Origin of the sequence: Defluviimonas aquaemixtae, from assembly GCF_900302475.1 — a bacterium.
GTDB classification, from domain to species: Bacteria; Pseudomonadota; Alphaproteobacteria; order Rhodobacterales; family Rhodobacteraceae; genus Albidovulum; species Albidovulum aquaemixtae.
In genome coordinates this window covers 1-15257 of the sequence record NZ_OMOQ01000006.1, presented here as the reverse complement: position 1 = coordinate 15257, position 15257 = coordinate 1, and the positions used below count along the sequence as shown (strand labels likewise).

Here is a 15257-nt window from a genome sequence, read left to right as displayed (position 1 = left end):
TCAGCCTCTCTTGAGGATCTTCAGCACGACGGTTCGGCCGCGTTTCACATAGGAGAGTTCGCTGTCGCCGATTGCGGCGACCTGGCCGCCGTCGAGCCGATCGCCGACCTTCACCTTGATCATCCGGCCCGAGGGTAACCGAACGAGCGCCCGACGATTGGCGGAGGAGCCGAAGACGCCGATCAGCGAGACGTCGCGCAAATTGATCGCGTTCTTGATCGTGGCCTGACGCGCCACGGTCGCGGTCGTGGGGATGTTCGGCGTCGGGGCGACTGGTTCGGGTTCGTCGATCTCGGCCTGCGGAGTGGGTTCGGGTGCCGGTGCAGGCGCCGGCTCTGGCGCGGGTTGCACCGCGGTTGCCGCCGAGGCGGCGACGCTTTCAGCGACGGCTGTGGCCACCGCATCGTCAACCGCGCGGGCGAGCCCGCTCGGCCGGCTCTTCGGGCGCTGCGACGAAGCGACGGCCCGCGCCGTCGCGCTGGCGATGGCCTCCTCGAGCGCGCGCTGTGCCTCGGCTTCGGCTTTCCGGGCCGCTTCGGCCTCGGCCGCCATCTCAGCGGCGCGCGCGACAACCACGGCGGGTCGCGCGCGGGGCTGCTTCGCGGCGTGTGCAGGATCGACGGGGTCGGGCAGGGGCGCCGCGCCCTGAACTTCGGGCGCGGCGGCGGCCGGTGCGGTCGTGTCCAGCTCCGAGGTGGCCGGGTCAGGCTCAGGCTCCAGTGCGGGCTCCTGTGCGGGCAAGGCTGCGGGCTCGGCAGCCGAACCGGGGCGCAGCGTGGGGGCGACGGGCGGGCGACCCGCGATCAGTGTGAAGCCGCCCGGCGTGACGACGCCGTCCTCTGTTGGGCGGATGGAGCCGTCCGGCAGGAATTCGAAGGTCGTGCCGAATGGAGGCGGCAGCGGCTGAGGCCGGAGAGCCGCATCGGTGACATCAGCAGGTGCGGCCGGGCGCACGAGCGGATCGGGCCGTTCCGTAACGGGTGCCGCGCTCGCGATTGTCGGGGCGCCCGGCGCATCTGGTCCGGGTTCCCCGGTCGCGCTTTGCGGCGCATCGTCCCAGAGTGTCTCTGCGGACGGCGGCGCGACGGTGGGCACTTCCGCCTCAGTCTCCGAATTCGAGTCGGCGACGGCACCGGGCTGCGTGGCTGCGGACTCGTCGGTTGGCGGGGCGGGCTCGGTTCCGGCCTCGGGCTGAATCGCGGTTGCGGTCGTGTCAGAGACGGCGACTTCGGGGGCTTCGGGCTCCGGTGCGGCTCCGGGCAGCGCAGCCGGGGGATCGGATGCAGGAGCCAGGTCAACCGTCTCCTCCTCGGCCGGGCCAGCGAGCAACATCCACCAGAGCGCGACCGCCAGAAGGAGAAGCGCGAGGATCGTAGCCAGAACGCGACCCCGCGTCAGTAGCGATGGCCGGTCTTCTGGGGAGCCGCGCGTCGCGCCGAAGACCGAAGGGCTCGACACCGAGGGAGCAGGCGCGGCGGATGCGGGCGCGGCGCTTTGCGGAGCGGCGGGCATGGTCTGAACCGGCCCACCCGGTGTGCCGCGTTGCGCCTGCGTGCCGTGTCGCGCTTCCGGCAACGGGGCCTGCACGCCGCGCGCTGCAAGGGCGCTTGGCTTCTGGCGAGAGCTCTCGTCCAACTCGTTGTCGCGCGCGCGCCGCGGCACGGGCAGGACCGGTGCCGTCACTCCCTGATCTGCAGGAACGATATCGTGCACCGATAGCTCCGGCTCGGTCTTGTCGGCATGGTGGGGGGCTGCCTTGGCAAGCGCGAGCGTGAGGCGTGACTCGTGCTTGCTTGTGTCCGACGTCACCTCTACAGCGGGGCCTTCCGGGCGGTGCGTCGTGAAGGCCGGAGCAGAAGGGCGCGCCGGGACGGGGGCGTCTTCCAGTTCGTCTAGATCGTCGATCGCTATGAAAGGAGCGTCGAGCCCTTCCAGCGTGGTCCCCGGTGCGAGTGTTGCCGCGAGGGCATCGGGTTGGACGGAAACCGGTTCCTCGTCCTTGCTCTTCGCCGCTGGATGAGGGCTGGCAGTCTCTTCGGCCGGTTCCGGCGCGTCATCGTCGTCAGGTGGCAGAGCGGCAGTTATGTTGGGTTCGGCGGAGGCGGCGAGCGGCGGCGCGGGCTCAGTGTCGTCCGCGTCAGCCATGGCTGACGTCTCCGGCGCGGGCGATTCCTCGGGGGTCTCGGTCCCGTCTGGTTTAGACACCGTATCGGCGGCGTCAGCGGAGGACTCCTCTGTGGCTACGACTTCAGTTTCCGCGACCGTCGTCTCGAGCTCGTGGGCCGGATCGGCTGCGGGTGCCTCGGCGTGTTCTTCGTCAGGCGCGTCCTCGTCGGGTTCGGTCGCGAAACTGACGCCTTCGGAAACCTCACGCACCCCCACCACTCCAGACGCCGTGACGGAGGGGTCTTTCGCGCGTTCAATGTCTTCCGTCGCATCTGGGGGCAGCGCTTCCGCTTCGGGCGCCGCCTCTGCCTGTACCACGCTCAGTGGCGGGTCTCCGTCGGTGTCGTCCTCGTCCGTGGCATCGATCACGTGCACCGGATCCTGATCACGGTCGAGCCGATCGCCTGTCGGCAGATGTGTGGCCGCGGCCGAGGCCTCGCCGAAGAACGGTTCGCCGGCGAATTGACCCGGCTCGGGCGTGGCGACGAAGGCGACCGGATTGAAGCCGTGGCTTTCTGCGAAGGACTCGGCTTCCTCGAGCGTTTCGCGGGCCACGACGGCGGCATGGACCTCGGGCCCGATACGCGACCAGTCAAACACGAGGTCCTTGACCGCATAGGGCGTCCGGCCGTCGAGTGCGGCCGCGATCTGGGCGCGGCGTGTCGCCCGGTCCGGACCGGGGGCGTCGATCACGGTGTAGAGGATCTGAGACGCAGGCAGGACGAGTTTCGTTGCCACCCGGCCAGGCGCAAGCGTTTCGGCCTTGCCGCGCAGCGCCGCAAGCTTCGTCTCAAGATCGGGGTCCGCGAAGTCGGCACGGCCAAGCTCCACCCAGCCGGCTGTCCGGCGAGCGAGCAGGCGAAGGCCATCATTTGAAAGATCGAGGGCGAAACCTGGTTTCATTCCGGGGCAGTTAGCATCTTCGCGGCTCCCACCAAAGCCGCCATGGATCAAGCAACACTCCTAAAGCAGAATTCCGCGCATGGAAAGGTGTGTGGCCAAGGATCAGCTTGCGGCGTGCGTCAGAGAATCGAAGATCGGTCGAAGCACAAGGAGGGTTTCATGCGATTTGCCAATCTTGCCGCGATTGCGGTTCTGTTGCTTGCGTTGCAGGGCACAGCGGTCGCCCAAGAGCCGCCCGCGACCATCACCGTGACGGGCGAGGGCAGGGTCGAAGCCGCCCCCGACATGGCTACGATCTCGCTCGGTGTCACGACCGAGGCGGAAACGGCGAGCGCGGCGATGACGGAGAATTCCGATGCGGTCGCGGCAGTGCTGACCCGGCTTGCGGAGACCGGAATCGACGATCGCGACATTCAGACGTCGGGCTTGTCGCTCGGTCCGCGCTACAATTACCGCAGCTCGGACGGCGAGGCGCCGGAGATCACGGGCTACACCGTGTCGAACATGGTGACGGTTCGGTTGCGTGCGCTCGACACGCTGGGAGGCATTCTCGACCGGGTCGTGTCCGATGGCGCCAATACGCTCAACGGGCTCGCCTTCGGGCTTCAGGACGATCGGGACGCCATGGATGAAGCGCGGCGCGGCGCGGTCGCGGAGGCGGCGCGCAAGGCCGCGCTTTACGCTGACGCTGCGGGTGTGACGCTCGGTCCGATTCTGTCGATCCACGAGGGCGGGGCGATGATGCCGCAGCCGAAGATGATGGCGGAGGCCAGTTTCGCGCGCGACGGCGGCGTCCCGGTGGCGGGTGGCGAACTGTCAATCGGCGCCGACGTGACGATCGTTTACGCCATCGCCCAATAGGATTGCCGGGTGCCCCTGCGCGGGACGCCCGCGCCGGTCATGCCGTAGCCTTCGATAGCGCTTGGTCGAGATCGGCTATGATGTCGTCGGAGTCCTCGATCCCGATCGACAGGCGCACGACGTTCGGCGCCGCGCCCGCAGCTTCCTGCTGTTCGGCCGTGAGCTGGCGGTGCGTCGTCGAGGCGGAGTGGATGATGAGCGAGCGTGTGTCGCCGAGGTTCGCGACATGCGAAAACAGCTCAAGCGAATCCACAAGCTTCACGCAGGCGTCGTAGCCGCCCTTCACCGCGAAGGTGAACAAGGCACCCGCGCCCTTCGGGTAGAGCTTCTGCGCGCGGTCGTAGTAGGGCGACGACGGGAGGCCCGCATAGGTCACGTGGTCCACGCGCGGATCCTTTTCGAGCCATTCCGCCACCTTCTTTGCGTTGGCGACGTGACGCTCCATTCTGAGTGAAAGCGTCTCGATGCCGAGAAGCGTGTAGTGCGCGCCTTGCGGGTTCATCGTCATGCCAAGGTCGCGGAGGCCCACGGCGATCGAATGGAAGGTGTAGGCCAGAGGCCCGAAGGTCTCATGGAACTTCAGCCCGTGATAGGCGGGTTCGGGTTCGGAGAGCGAGGGGAACTTGCCCGAGGCCGACCAGTCGAACTTGCCGGAATCCACGATGGCGCCACCGGTCACCGTGCCGTTGCCGGTCAGATATTTCGTCGTCGAGTGCACGACGAGGGTCGCGCCCATCTCAATCGGACGGCAGAGCCAGGGCGTGGCCGAGGTGTTGTCGACAATGAGCGGCACACCCACCTTGTCGGCCAGTTTCGCAAGCGCCGGAATGTCGGTGACGTAGCCGCCCGGATTGGCGATCGACTCGCAGAAGATCGCGCGGGTGTTGTCGTCCACCGCCGTTTCCATCGCTGCGAGGTCGTCGGTATCGACGAACTTGGCCGACCACCCGAAGCGCTTGATCGACTGGCTGAACTGCGTGACCGTGCCGCCATAGAGACGCGTCGAGACGACGATGTTGCAGCCCGGTCCCATCAGCGGAAAAAGCGCCATGATCTGCGCCGCGTGACCGGAGGAACAGCAGACCGCCCCCTGGCCGCCCTCGAGCGTCGCGATGCGCTCGGCGAGGGCCGCGACTGTCGGGTTCGTCAGCCGCGAATAGATGTAGCCCACTTCCTGAAGATTGAAGAGCGCAGCAGCGTGATCGGCGTCGCGGAAGACGTAGGCCGTCGTCTGGTAGATCGGCGTCTGGCGCGCGCCGGTCGCGGGGTCGGGGCGGGCGCCCGCGTGGATCTGCAGCGTGTCGAAACCGTAAGTCCTGGCCATGGTCGTCTCCCGTTCGGTGTTGCGCGGGGGACGTTAGGGCATGCCAGAACCATCGGCAACGGGGGCTGGTTCAACTCGATCTAGTCATCGCGGCCGATGCTGCCCCGCTTGGCGAACGGGTGGGCGTTCTTCGCGGCGAAGGCGTATCCCTCTGCGTTCGAGACGGTGCAGGCGGGGACGAGGCCGATGGTGAAGGCGGCGAGTGTGAGTGCGACGACGGTACGCATGGCGAGCTCCTTGGTTGAGGTTAGGTCTGCACCCCATGCTGCCACTGCTTGCCGATCACCCGGCATCAACTGCCCGGCAGCGACGATCACTTGCGCGGGACGAAATCGTGAACCAGCGTTCAACCGCCGGAGAGCTGGATCACTCCGCGCCCGCCGTTGCGGATGAATTCGACGATCCAGGACCGGCCGGGCCGGGCGGTGATCTCGGCCAGGTCCGCCGGGCGCGACAGGGGCCGGTCATTGACTGCGAGAAGGATGTCGCCGGGCCTGAGCCCGGTCCGTCGGGCTCGCCCGGCGACTTCGGTGACGACGATGCCCTGGGCCGAGAGCGGCAGGCCCAGCCGGTCGATGAGCGCGGGGTCGAGCGCGGCGACGGCGAGGCCGTCGAAGATGTTGGGCGCGGCGATGCGGAGCGACTCTGAGCCCGCGCTGCCCCGCGCGGGCGCAAGCACGACCTCCGCCTCGGCAAAGGCGCCGTCGCGCCAGTAGGTCACGCGCGCCGTCGCGCCCGGACCCCGGACGGCGAGCCGGTAGTCGAGCGCCTGCGGGCTTTCCACCGGCTGCCCGTCGATGGCGATGACGACGTCGCCGGCGGCGAGCCGCGCCGCGGCGAACGGGCTTTCGGGATGGATCTGGCGGATCGCGACGCCGCCCGGCCCGGCGAGGCCCATCGCCTCGGCCAGGCTTTGGTCTACGGGCTGGACGTCGATCCCCGACCACGGTCTCTCGAACTCTGTCCGGCCCGCCTGCGCCTGCGCGACATATTGCGCGACGAGGTTGGCCGGAATCGCGAAGCCGATGCCGTTCGAACCGCCGGAACGCGTGAGGATCGACGTGTTGATGCCGAGAAGCCGCCCCTCGAGATCGACGAGCGCGCCGCCGGAATTGCCGGGATTGATTGCGGCGTCGGTCTGCACGAAGTAGCCGGCGCGCCCCGCCGCGCCCGCGCGGGCAAGCCCCGAGACGATGCCTGACGTCACGGTCTGTCCAACGCCGAACGGGTTGCCAATGGCGAGAACGAGATCGCCGACCTGCGCCCGGTCGGCATCCGCCAGCTCGAGCGCGGGCAGCCCGGCCGCGCCCTCGAGCCGGATCACGGCGAGATCGGCCGAGGCATCGGCGAGGATCACGCGCCCGGCGAATTCGCGCCGGTCGGCGAGGACGACGCGGATATCGTCCGCCCCGCCGACGACGTGATGGTTGGAGACAACAATACCGTCGGCACTTAGTATCACGCCCGAGCCGAGCGAGTTCTGCACCCGGGGCACAGCCTGGCCGAAGTCGAAGAACTGCGAGAAGAAGGGATCGCCGGCGAAGGGGCTGAGGCGCTCTGCGACGATGCGGGTCGCGTAGATATTGACGACGGCTGGAGTGGCGCGCTGGACCACGGGCGCGAAGCTCAACGCGATCTCGCCGCGATCTGATGGCACCTGAGTCTGCGCCGACGCGGCGAGCGGGAACAGACCGGCGGCAATCGCGAGAAACGCGAGAGAGAGACGTATCAAGGTCGTATCCTGCCCTGTTTTCATGCCGGATTCGGCGCGCTCCAGTGCTGGGTCATCATTTTCTGGAAACTTTGTAGTGCGTTCCGAGAAGACCCGAAGGATAGGGCTTTGCCGCGACGAGTTCCAGAGCGAGATCGTGGTCAAGCTCACCGAAGAGCCGGATCCCGGACCCGATCAGGATGGGGATGATCGTGATCCGTAGGTCCTCGACCAGCCCGTCGCGGAGAAACTTCTGCACCACCTTACCGCCGTCGACATAGACTCGGCTCCAACCGCTCGCCCCGCGTTCGCGCATCAGGTCCGAAGGGGTGCTGCGCGATATGGTCACCCGGTCGGACAGGTGTTTTGGTACATCGCGATCGGAAAGAGACTGGCTGAGAACGATCACGGGTTTCCGATACGGCCATTCTCCGAACTTCAGGACTGCCCGAAAGGAACCGCTGCCCATGACGATTCCGTCCACGCTGGCTTCGAACGCATCATATCCGTGGTCTTCGCCCTCAATTTGGTGCTTGAGCAGCCAGTCCAGACTGTGATCGGCACGGGCGATGAACCCGTCGAGGCTCATCGCCATGAAGACATGCCCGGTTGTCATTCCGACCCTCTGATCAGCTGTGCTGACACACATTAAGCGCGCGGCGGGGCGGGACAAGGGGGCGCCGGCAGGCGCTGACGTCATTGACCGTCAGCGCAGCCAGAGGCCTGCGCGCTTGATCGTGTTGCGGATCGCCTGTTCCCGGCGCGGCAGGTCGTTCTGGTCGAATAGCGCGCGGACCCGGTGTCCCTTCTTCTGGAAGACGAGCTTCTTCATCGGCTCGTACTGCTTCAGCACCTTCTTGATCTGATTGGGCGCCGCCACCGCCTCCAGCGCCCCGATGACGGCGTCGCTTTCGCGCGCGTATAACAGCGGCAGGAGCCGGTAGTGGCAGCTTATCTCGCCGTCGAGGCCGTCGAGCTCCGGTCCCGGGCGGCCACCGCCGAAGGAATGGATGACGAGCGGCAATGCAATCTGGTCGAGCCACGGATCGAGGCTCTGGCAGGCCAGTTCTTCGGGTGCGTCGTCTCGGATCGCGAGCGCGTAGTCGAGGAAGCGACCGCCAAATTCGCGCGGGCAGCGGTAGAAAAACCAACCTGCGTTGAAGTAGAGGTAGCGCTGCCAGTATTCATCGGGCTGCGAGAGGTCGAGCGTGCTTTCGAAATCGAGTCCGAACTTGTCGTAAAGCGACTTCCAGGTCTGGCCGTAGCCGGGTCCGTAGAGTTCGATCTCCGGCCAGGTGCCCTCTCGCCGCATCGAGGCGGAGGGGCAATCGAAATCGAACGCGACCGAGGCGACCGGCCCGGTGAAGAGCGTGTCGGTGTCGAAAAAGACAAAGGGCTCGCCCGCTGGAAGGACTGATAGCCCCTCAATCTTGTTACCGTACGGATAATTCTGCCCGAAGTGGCGGCTTTCGAACGGCAGAATTTCGGCTCCGAACCCTTCGATCAACGCGCGGATATCGGGCGCGAGGCGCGTGTCGCCCGTCCAGAGCGGGCCGGGCTGCGGTTCGCCGACGATCACGCGGCCAGAGAAGTCGGGATTGGCCGCGCGGAAGGAAGCGAGGAGCAGAACCGCCTCGTATCCCAGGCGGCCCGCCTGTGCGATGCAGAAGACGTTGGGTTGGATTTTCGCCATGTCGCGGGCTGCCCGATGTGCCGCGCAGGTTCAACCCCGCGCCTTGTCGCGCGCCACTATAGAGGCGCGGTCGCAAGGGTAAAAGCTACGCGGGCCCACATCGTTCGGTTGTCGGGAGAACAAATGGTGCTGCCGGGGAAATTTGAACTTTCGGCCTCTCCCTTGGCAAGAGAGGGATAGGGCTGTTGTTCACTCTAGATTTGGTCTTGTTCCGACTACTAACCCGTTTAGAGCCGCCGCTACGATTATTTGCAGCATTATGTATCAACCGCACCAAGCCCGCGATGGCTGAGCGGTTGATACATAGTGCCGAATACTCCCGCGGGGTGTGCCTATCGAAGCTCGAGTGCCGGCGGCGGTGGCTGTAGTCGTCGCGCCATGCCGTAGTGAAATGGCGGGCATGGCGCAGGGTAGGGAAGATGTGCTCGTTGAGGCGCTCGTTGCGGAACCGGCAGAGAATGTCGTCACTGACGTTCGCTACTGGTGAGGCAATCCCGATTGGCGCGGCGGTAGTTGACGAACGCGTTCGCACTGAGCACCGCGAAGAAACTTTCCATGTCGATCAGAAGATAGCCCCGTTCAAACACTGCGCGCGTCAGTTCCTGCACATCCTCGGCATAGAGGCGTCGACGCCCCATCAGCCCGCAGATCAGTTTTCGGGCGATCCGGTAGCGCCCGGACGCCTTTCCGCCGAAACTGGCGACATACATGGCCGCAAGCGTGTCGGCCGTTTTGTCGATTGCCTCAGAATTCACACCAAATGCCCGCGATGCCGAAGGTAAATGGTAGAAAGACAAAAATAGTTTGTCCATAGGTAGAAAAACATTGCAGTCTACGCTCCGGGCAGATTGCGGAGGAACCCATGGCCCAAGGCGAACCGATCGACCTGGCAGAGCGGCAGGACGACTTGGAAGACCGGCTCAAAGGCGCCGTCGACGCCGGCGATGCCAATGCCATCGCCGCGCTGCTGGAACCCTTGCCGCTCAGCGATGCGCTGCGCGAGGTGTTGAACCTTGCGGCCGGGGACCGCGACGCGGTTTTGTCGCTCCTGCCGGCGGAGCTCGCCGCCGGGTTGATCGAAGAAGCGCCGAACGCGATGGCGACCGATCTTGTCGAACGGCTGTCGGCAGCGCGTGCGGCCGAAATCATCGACGAGCTGGATTCGGACGTTCAGGCTGACCTCATCGGCGAGCTGGACCGCGAGGATGCCGACGCGATCCTCGCCAGGATGGACGCCGGCGATGCGGCGGAGGTCCGCCGGCTCGTGGAATACGACGATGATACAGCGGGCGGCCTGATGGTGGCCGAGGCGTTCTCGTTCCCCGACAGCGCCACCGTCGGCGCCGTCCTGCGTGACTTCGTCAGCGGCGATGAGGATTTCGAACGCTATCGCGGCCAACATCCCTACATAGTCGACGTCGACGGCAGGCCCGTCGGCGTCGTCTCGCTGCGCGGCCTGCTGACGGCAAGGCGCGGCGCGCTCCTATCCTCGATCATGGTGCCGCCGCTGACGGTCAGGACCGATACGCCGCTCCTCGAACTGCAGGACATCTTCGACGAACACCCGTTTCTGGGCTTGCCCGTCGTCGATGCCCAGGGGCTGCTCGTCGGTGCCCTGTCGCGGTCGGCGGTTGATGCGGCGGCCCTGGAACAGGCCGAGGGCGTCAATTTGAAGCTTCAGGGGATCGTCGGTGACGAATTGCGGTCGATGCCGCTTGGAATAAGGTCGCGGCGCCGGCTCGCCTGGCTGTCGGCCAATATCGTCCTCAACATTATCGCGGCCAGCGTGATTGCCGCCTACGAGGAAACGCTCGCTGCGGTGATCGCCATCGCAATCTTCCTGCCGATGGTGTCGGACATGAGCGGCTGTTCGGGCAACCAGGCCGTCGCGGTGACGATGCGCGAACTGGCCCTCGGCCTGGTAAGGCCCGCCGATGCGCTCCGGGTTTGGGTCAAGGAAGCTTCGGTCGGCGTCATCAACGGTCTGGCGCTCGGCTGCCTGATCGGCGTCGTGGCCTGGATCTGGAAGGAAAACGCCTGGCTTGGACTGGTGATCGGCCTCGCCCTGGCGCTCAACACCGTGATCGCGGTCTCGATCGGCGGCGTCGTGCCGCTCATGCTGAAGCGCATTGGCCAGGACCCGGCGGTGGCGAGTGGTCCGCTCCTGACCACGATCACCGACATGGCAGGTTTCTTCCTCGTGCTGAGCCTCGCCAGCCTGATGATGCCCTTGCTGGTGCGATGATGGACAAGTCCGCAACGAAGGCGCCCCGCAAGCGAAAAACCCGCGCCGAGCTTGCCGTCATCGGCTGGCGCGAGACCGTGACGCTCCCAGATCTCGGCCTGATCGAGATACATGCCAAGATCGACACCGGCGCGCTGACAACGGCGCTGCATGCAAGCCATGTCAAGACGTACGAGAAGGACGGTGCGCTCTGGGTCCAGTTCCGGCCGCCGCGCATCGGCCGCAAGAAGCCGGGCCTTTGCCACGCCCCCGTCCATGACCAGCGCGAGGTCAGGAATACCAGCGGCGTGCCGGTGCCGCGGATCTTCATTCGCACCACCTTGCAGATCGCCGGCCGAAGTTGGCTGATCGACGTGTCGCTGGCCGACCGGACCCAGATGACCTTTCCGATCATCATCGGACGCTCGGCGATCCGTCGGCATCGCCTGCTGGTGGATTGCGGCCGATCCTACCTGACCCGTCACCCCGATGAACCACCCACCGAGACGCTTCGTGAAAGGAACCGCTCATGAAGATCGCGATGCTGGCCCGGAATCCTAATCTTTACTCCCACCAACGCCTGAAAGAGGCGGCCGAAGCGCGAGGCCACGACTTCGACATCATCAACACCCTGCGGTGTTACATGAACATCGCGTCTCGCCGGCCCGAAATCTACTACAACGGCGAGAAGCTTCCGAAATACGATGCGGTCATCCCGCGCATCGGGGCCTCTGTGACGTTTTATGGTCTCGCCGTATTGCGCCAGTTCGAGATGATGGGCGTCTATCCGCTGAACGAAACCGTCGCCATCGGCCGCAGCCGCGACAAGTTACGTTCGCTCCAGCTTCTCGCGCGCGAGGGGATCGGCCTGCCGGTCACGACCTTCGCGCATGACCCCAAGCAGACCGAAGAGGTGCTGAAGCTCGCCGGCCGCGCGCCGCTGGTGATCAAACTCCTGGAAGGCACGCAGGGCATCGGCGTGGTCCTTGCCGATACCGAGCGCTCGGCGAAATCGGTGATTGAGGCGTTCCGGGGCGCCGGCGTCAACATTCTCGTGCAGGAATTCATCAAGGAGGCGGGCGGCAGTGACATCCGGGCACTCGTCGTCGGCGGCAGGGTCGTGGCCGCGATGAGACGCAGCGGCGCCCCGGGCGAGTTTCGCTCGAACTTGCATCGCGGCGGCTCGGCCAGCATCGCCAAGTTGACGCCCGAGGAACGTGTGACCGCGACCCGCGCCGCCAAGACAATGGGCCTCAATGTCTGTGGAGTAGACATGCTGCGCTCCAATCACGGACCCGTCGTTATGGAAGTTAATTCCTCGCCGGGCCTCGAGGGAGTTGAGAAGGCGACCGGGATCGACATTGCGGGCAAGATAATCGAACATCTCGAAAGGCACGCTAAGCTTGGTGCGACGCGGACGAAAGGCAAGGGGTGATGGCGACACGGGCCGGGTTCGCGTTCGGGGGCGAGACGATCGCCGCCGGGTCGCGTCGAACCGTTGATCTGCCAGTCAGCGTTCTGTCGGATCACACACCGGTCACGATGTCGGCGCATGTGGTGCATGGCCGCAAGAAAGGACCGGTGATGTTCATCAGCTCCGGCGTCCATGGCGACGAGGTGATTGGAGTTGAGATTCTCCGGAGGATTCTGAAGCTGCCTGCCATCGGCGGGCTACGCGGCACCCTGATCGCCGTGCCGATCGTCAACACCTTCGGTTTTCTCAACCACTCCCGCTACCTGCCCGACCGCCGCGACCTCAACCGCTGCTTTCCTGGCAGTGCAGGCGGCTCGCTGGCGGCGCGGTTGGCAAATCTGTTTCTGACAGATGTCGTGTCCCGGTGCGAGCTCGGCATCGACCTGCATTCCGCAGCCATCCATCGCACGAACCTGCCGCAAATCCGGATCGCGCCAGGCAACGCCAGGACGATGGAACTCGCCAAGGTGTTTGGAGCGCCCGTGATCCTCACTTCGCAGGTCCGCGACGGCTCGTTGCGAGGCGCAGCCCGCGACCGCAATGTCGACATGCTGCTTTACGAGGCGGGAGAGGGCCTACGCTTCGACGAAGTGGCCGTCCGCGCGGGAGTGGCGGGAATCCTGCGGGTGATGCGGCACACCGGCATGCTGCCCGCGAAGGGTGTTGCCAAGACCAAGCCGACATCGGTGCTGTGCATGTCGAGCAAATGGCTCCGCGCGCCGGCGGGCGGCCTGATCAGGACGTTCCGCGCCGAGGGCGATGTGGTGGCAGCGGGCGAGACGCTCGCGGCCGTTTCAGACCCGTTTGGTGAAAAAGAGACGACGATGACGGCGCCAACTGACGGTATTATCGTCGGCCGCGCCGTCCTTCCCATCGTGAATGAGGGCGACGCGATCTTTCACCTTGGCACAGTCAAGGCGACTGACGTCGCCGAGGCAGCCGTTGACACTCTGACAGCCGGGCTCGGGGATGACTTGCTGTTCGACGAAGACGAAATCATCTGAGCGTAGGCAGGACTTCGCGCAACGGCCGTTGAAGCCTTTGGTGAGCGCCCGCTGTCAGTCGACGGCCTTGCTCTAGGTCTGCACATACAGATCAGTGCCGCAAAATGCGGATCGATCACGGTTTCAGCAAGGTGCTTACAGAGCGGCTCCACTCAGGGAGAGCGGTCGCTCGATGTCGCGGTCTTCTATATCTCGCAAACGCACCAAGGGCAGGGTTGCCGCGGTACTTTCAGGAGCCATCGGCGATAGAGCACCCGTTCCCGACCCTGCGCCATGCCCGCGACTTGATTGCGGCATGGCGCGACGATTTCAACCACCACCGCCCGCATTCGAGCCTCGACGGGCTCACCCCGCGGGAGTACTACCAACGGTCAAAGGAAGGCCAAAACCTGAACAGAGCTAATTCATAAACGAGAACTCTCAGGTGAGCAGGTCAGACTCCCGCACGTCAGCCCAAGCGCGGACCGATCAGCCTCGTCCGGTCCTGCCCGAGGAAGCATCGCCCGGTGAGTTGATGGACGGCATCAGTCCAACTCGAACTATTTCATTGAGACGACCACGTGACGGGTTTGTGAAAGTCAAATTTATCACCTAGTCAAGCGGCATGGATATTGCACTGATCAAGACGTTCCTCGAAGTGTCGGCAGCTAGTTCGTTCGGCGGCGCGGCGGAACGCCTTCAAGTCACGCAATCCGCCGTCAGCCTACGGATACAGCGGCTTGAGGACATACTTGGTCGACCGCTCTTCACACGTTCCAAGGCCGGCGCCTTCCTGACACCGGCCGGTGCCGAGTTCGAGCATTACGCGCTCAGTATTCTAAAGATCTGGGAGGAGGCGCGTCAGCAGGTTGTCATCCCCGAAGGATTCAAGAAAAGCCTGACGATCGGCGCGCAATATTCGCTGTGGCCGCGACTGGGTTTTCGGATGGTTGATGGGCTTCGGATCGTCATGCCCGAGCTGTCTTTGCGAACAGAGCTCGGCATGACAGACAGGCTGACCCGCATGCTCACTGAAGGCATCGTTCAAATTGCACTTATGTATACACCCATGCTTCGACCGGGCCTGATCGCCCGCCCGCTCTTGCAAGAGGAGCTAGCGCTATTTGCCTCATGGCCAGATCCTGTTTGCTCGGACCTGAAAGGCCGGTATCTGTTCATTGATTGGGGTCCGGAATTCGTCCAGTTTCACGGTCTGAACTTACCTGATCTTTCCAATCAGGGAATGGCGTTTTCTCTAGAAGCTATGGCGGCAGAGTTCATATCGCGCCGGGATTACGCCGGTTATCTGCCAACACGATACGCCAAGCGATATTGCGATTCTGGGCAGTTGTACCCCGTGCCAGACATGCCGACCTTCCCCTATCCGGCCTGGACAGTGTTGCGTGAAGACCTTGACCCGCAAATCGCCACTGCCGCTGAGCGGGTTCTCGCTCAGGTTGTTACGGGATTGGACCAAGAAACGCACGAGCAGGTCGCTGAATTTCGGCATCTAAACATGCCGTAGGGTTGGCTTTTCTCCAATCCTCAGTTTGCATAACCATTGCTCATCGTAACTATAAATAATATTCGTGTTACATATATAGCACGAACCCGGTGGTTGCATCGCGGCGGAATACCGGAATGACCCGCGGCCCACTATTTCAGCGTCATCCGAAACGGCGTCGGGTGCTGTTGCCCGCCGCGCATGTTGGAAAGGAACGCGTATGAGACCCGTCAAGACATTCACCTCCGCGACCGCAGTTGCACTCGCTCTGGCCGCTCCGGCCTTCTCCCAGACCCTGGTCGGCGACCGGGATCTGGATGACCGCATCTCGGACATCGAGATCGAAACCCAGCGCAACATGGCGCGTTCGAGCGACAGCGTCCGCTACACGTTCGGCACCGGCGAGCGTTCGTC

14 protein-coding genes and 2 pseudogenes are annotated in these 15257 nt (G+C 64.8%); 8 read left to right on the top strand and 8 right to left on the bottom strand.

All coding sequences use genetic code 11. The annotated features are described in order from the left end of the window. Complete coding sequence (locus DEA8626_RS19550) at positions 1-3069, bottom strand: hypothetical protein (protein WP_108854930.1); 3069 nt, start codon at positions 3067-3069, stop codon at positions 1-3. 159 nt (positions 3070-3228) lie between these two features. Between DEA8626_RS19550 and DEA8626_RS19545 the strand changes: the two genes are divergently transcribed. Further along, complete coding sequence (locus DEA8626_RS19545) at positions 3229-3930, top strand: SIMPL domain-containing protein (RefSeq protein ID WP_108854977.1); 702 nt, start codon at positions 3229-3231, stop codon at positions 3928-3930. Positions 3931-3967: 37 nt separating this feature from the next. Here the strand turns inward: DEA8626_RS19545 and DEA8626_RS19540 are convergent, their stop codons facing one another. The 7 genes and pseudogenes from DEA8626_RS19540 to DEA8626_RS19515 all read right to left on the bottom strand — a co-directional run bounded on the left by DEA8626_RS19540 (position 3968) and on the right by DEA8626_RS19515 (position 9413). Continuing rightward, positions 3968-5254 (bottom strand): O-acetylhomoserine aminocarboxypropyltransferase/cysteine synthase family protein, encoded by a 1287-nt coding sequence (locus DEA8626_RS19540; protein ID WP_108854929.1) that lies wholly within the window; start codon positions 5252-5254, stop codon positions 3968-3970. An 80-nt stretch (positions 5255-5334) separates the two neighbouring features. Further along, complete coding sequence (locus DEA8626_RS21185) at positions 5335-5481, bottom strand: hypothetical protein (protein ID WP_181366542.1); 147 nt, start codon at positions 5479-5481, stop codon at positions 5335-5337. A 119-nt stretch (positions 5482-5600) separates the two neighbouring features. After that, positions 5601-6983: a trypsin-like peptidase domain-containing protein gene (locus DEA8626_RS19535; protein ID WP_108854976.1), complete on the bottom strand. Its 1383-nt coding sequence runs from the start codon at positions 6981-6983 to the stop codon at positions 5601-5603. A gap of 58 nt (positions 6984-7041) precedes the next feature. Further along, complete coding sequence (locus DEA8626_RS19530) at positions 7042-7581, bottom strand: dihydrofolate reductase family protein (RefSeq protein ID WP_108854928.1); 540 nt, start codon at positions 7579-7581, stop codon at positions 7042-7044. Positions 7582-7671: 90 nt separating this feature from the next. After that, positions 7672-8658, bottom strand: a complete 987-nt coding sequence (locus DEA8626_RS19525; RefSeq protein ID WP_108854927.1) for a GT-B fold glycosyltransferase domain-containing protein — start codon at positions 8656-8658, stop codon at positions 7672-7674. A 313-nt stretch (positions 8659-8971) separates the two neighbouring features. Next, positions 8972-9109, bottom strand: a pseudogene (locus DEA8626_RS21500) (integrase core domain-containing protein); the annotation flags it as partial. Between the two features lie 13 nt (positions 9110-9122). Beyond that, positions 9123-9413: a hypothetical protein gene (locus DEA8626_RS19515; protein ID WP_219929228.1), complete on the bottom strand. Its 291-nt coding sequence runs from the start codon at positions 9411-9413 to the stop codon at positions 9123-9125. A 107-nt stretch (positions 9414-9520) separates the two neighbouring features. Here DEA8626_RS19515 and DEA8626_RS19510 point away from each other — a divergent pair, with 107 nt between their 5' ends. The 7 genes and pseudogenes from DEA8626_RS19510 to DEA8626_RS19480 all read left to right on the top strand — a co-directional run. Further along, positions 9521-10903, top strand: coding sequence for a magnesium transporter (locus DEA8626_RS19510; protein WP_108854925.1), 1383 nt, complete (start codon positions 9521-9523; stop codon positions 10901-10903). Then, on the top strand, positions 10903-11415 hold the full coding sequence (locus DEA8626_RS19505; protein WP_108854924.1) for an ATP-dependent zinc protease family protein: 513 nt from the start codon (positions 10903-10905) through the stop codon (positions 11413-11415). Before DEA8626_RS19510 ends, DEA8626_RS19505 begins: the two co-directional genes overlap by 1 nt. Continuing rightward, positions 11412-12317 carry a 30S ribosomal protein S6--L-glutamate ligase gene (rimK, locus tag DEA8626_RS19500; RefSeq protein WP_108854923.1) on the top strand — a complete coding sequence of 302 codons (906 nt, stop codon included), beginning with the start codon at positions 11412-11414 and terminating at the stop codon, positions 12315-12317. The genes DEA8626_RS19505 and rimK overlap by 4 nt, the downstream gene beginning before the upstream one ends. Continuing rightward, positions 12317-13360, top strand: coding sequence for a succinylglutamate desuccinylase/aspartoacylase family protein (locus DEA8626_RS19495; RefSeq protein ID WP_108854922.1), 1044 nt, complete (start codon positions 12317-12319; stop codon positions 13358-13360). Before rimK ends, DEA8626_RS19495 begins: the two co-directional genes overlap by 1 nt. 248 nt (positions 13361-13608) lie before the next feature. Beyond that, positions 13609-13770, top strand: a pseudogene (locus DEA8626_RS19490) (integrase core domain-containing protein); the annotation flags it as partial. Positions 13771-13964: 194 nt separating this feature from the next. Continuing rightward, complete coding sequence (locus DEA8626_RS19485) at positions 13965-14864, top strand: LysR family transcriptional regulator (protein WP_108854921.1); 900 nt, start codon at positions 13965-13967, stop codon at positions 14862-14864. Positions 14865-15063: 199 nt separating this feature from the next. Continuing rightward, on the top strand, positions 15064-15257 hold a 194-nt coding region (locus tag DEA8626_RS19480), incomplete at its 3' end, for a hypothetical protein (protein ID WP_146188908.1).

What these genes read in the sequence shown, in the direction of transcription:
- DEA8626_RS19525 (WP_108854927.1), bottom strand. Translation starts at nt 8,658, where the DNA reads ATGGCGAAAATCCAACCCAACGTCTTCTGCATCGCACAGGCGGGCCGC.
- DEA8626_RS19545 (WP_108854977.1), top strand. Translation starts at nt 3,229, where the DNA reads ATGCGATTTGCCAATCTTGCCGCGATTGCGGTTCTGTTGCTTGCGTTG.
- DEA8626_RS19550 (WP_108854930.1), bottom strand. Translation starts at nt 3,069, where the DNA reads ATGAAACCAGGTTTCGCCCTCGATCTTTCAAATGATGGCCTTCGCCTG.
- DEA8626_RS21185 (WP_181366542.1), bottom strand. Translation starts at nt 5,481, where the DNA reads ATGCGTACCGTCGTCGCACTCACACTCGCCGCCTTCACCATCGGCCTC.
- DEA8626_RS19540 (WP_108854929.1), bottom strand. Translation starts at nt 5,254, where the DNA reads ATGGCCAGGACTTACGGTTTCGACACGCTGCAGATCCACGCGGGCGCC.
- DEA8626_RS19530 (WP_108854928.1), bottom strand. Translation starts at nt 7,581, where the DNA reads ATGACAACCGGGCATGTCTTCATGGCGATGAGCCTCGACGGGTTCATC.
- DEA8626_RS19510 (WP_108854925.1), top strand. Translation starts at nt 9,521, where the DNA reads ATGGCCCAAGGCGAACCGATCGACCTGGCAGAGCGGCAGGACGACTTG.
- DEA8626_RS19505 (WP_108854924.1), top strand. Translation starts at nt 10,903, where the DNA reads ATGGACAAGTCCGCAACGAAGGCGCCCCGCAAGCGAAAAACCCGCGCC.
- rimK (WP_108854923.1), top strand. Translation starts at nt 11,412, where the DNA reads ATGAAGATCGCGATGCTGGCCCGGAATCCTAATCTTTACTCCCACCAA.
- DEA8626_RS19485 (WP_108854921.1), top strand. Translation starts at nt 13,965, where the DNA reads ATGGATATTGCACTGATCAAGACGTTCCTCGAAGTGTCGGCAGCTAGT.
- DEA8626_RS19495 (WP_108854922.1), top strand. Translation starts at nt 12,317, where the DNA reads ATGGCGACACGGGCCGGGTTCGCGTTCGGGGGCGAGACGATCGCCGCC.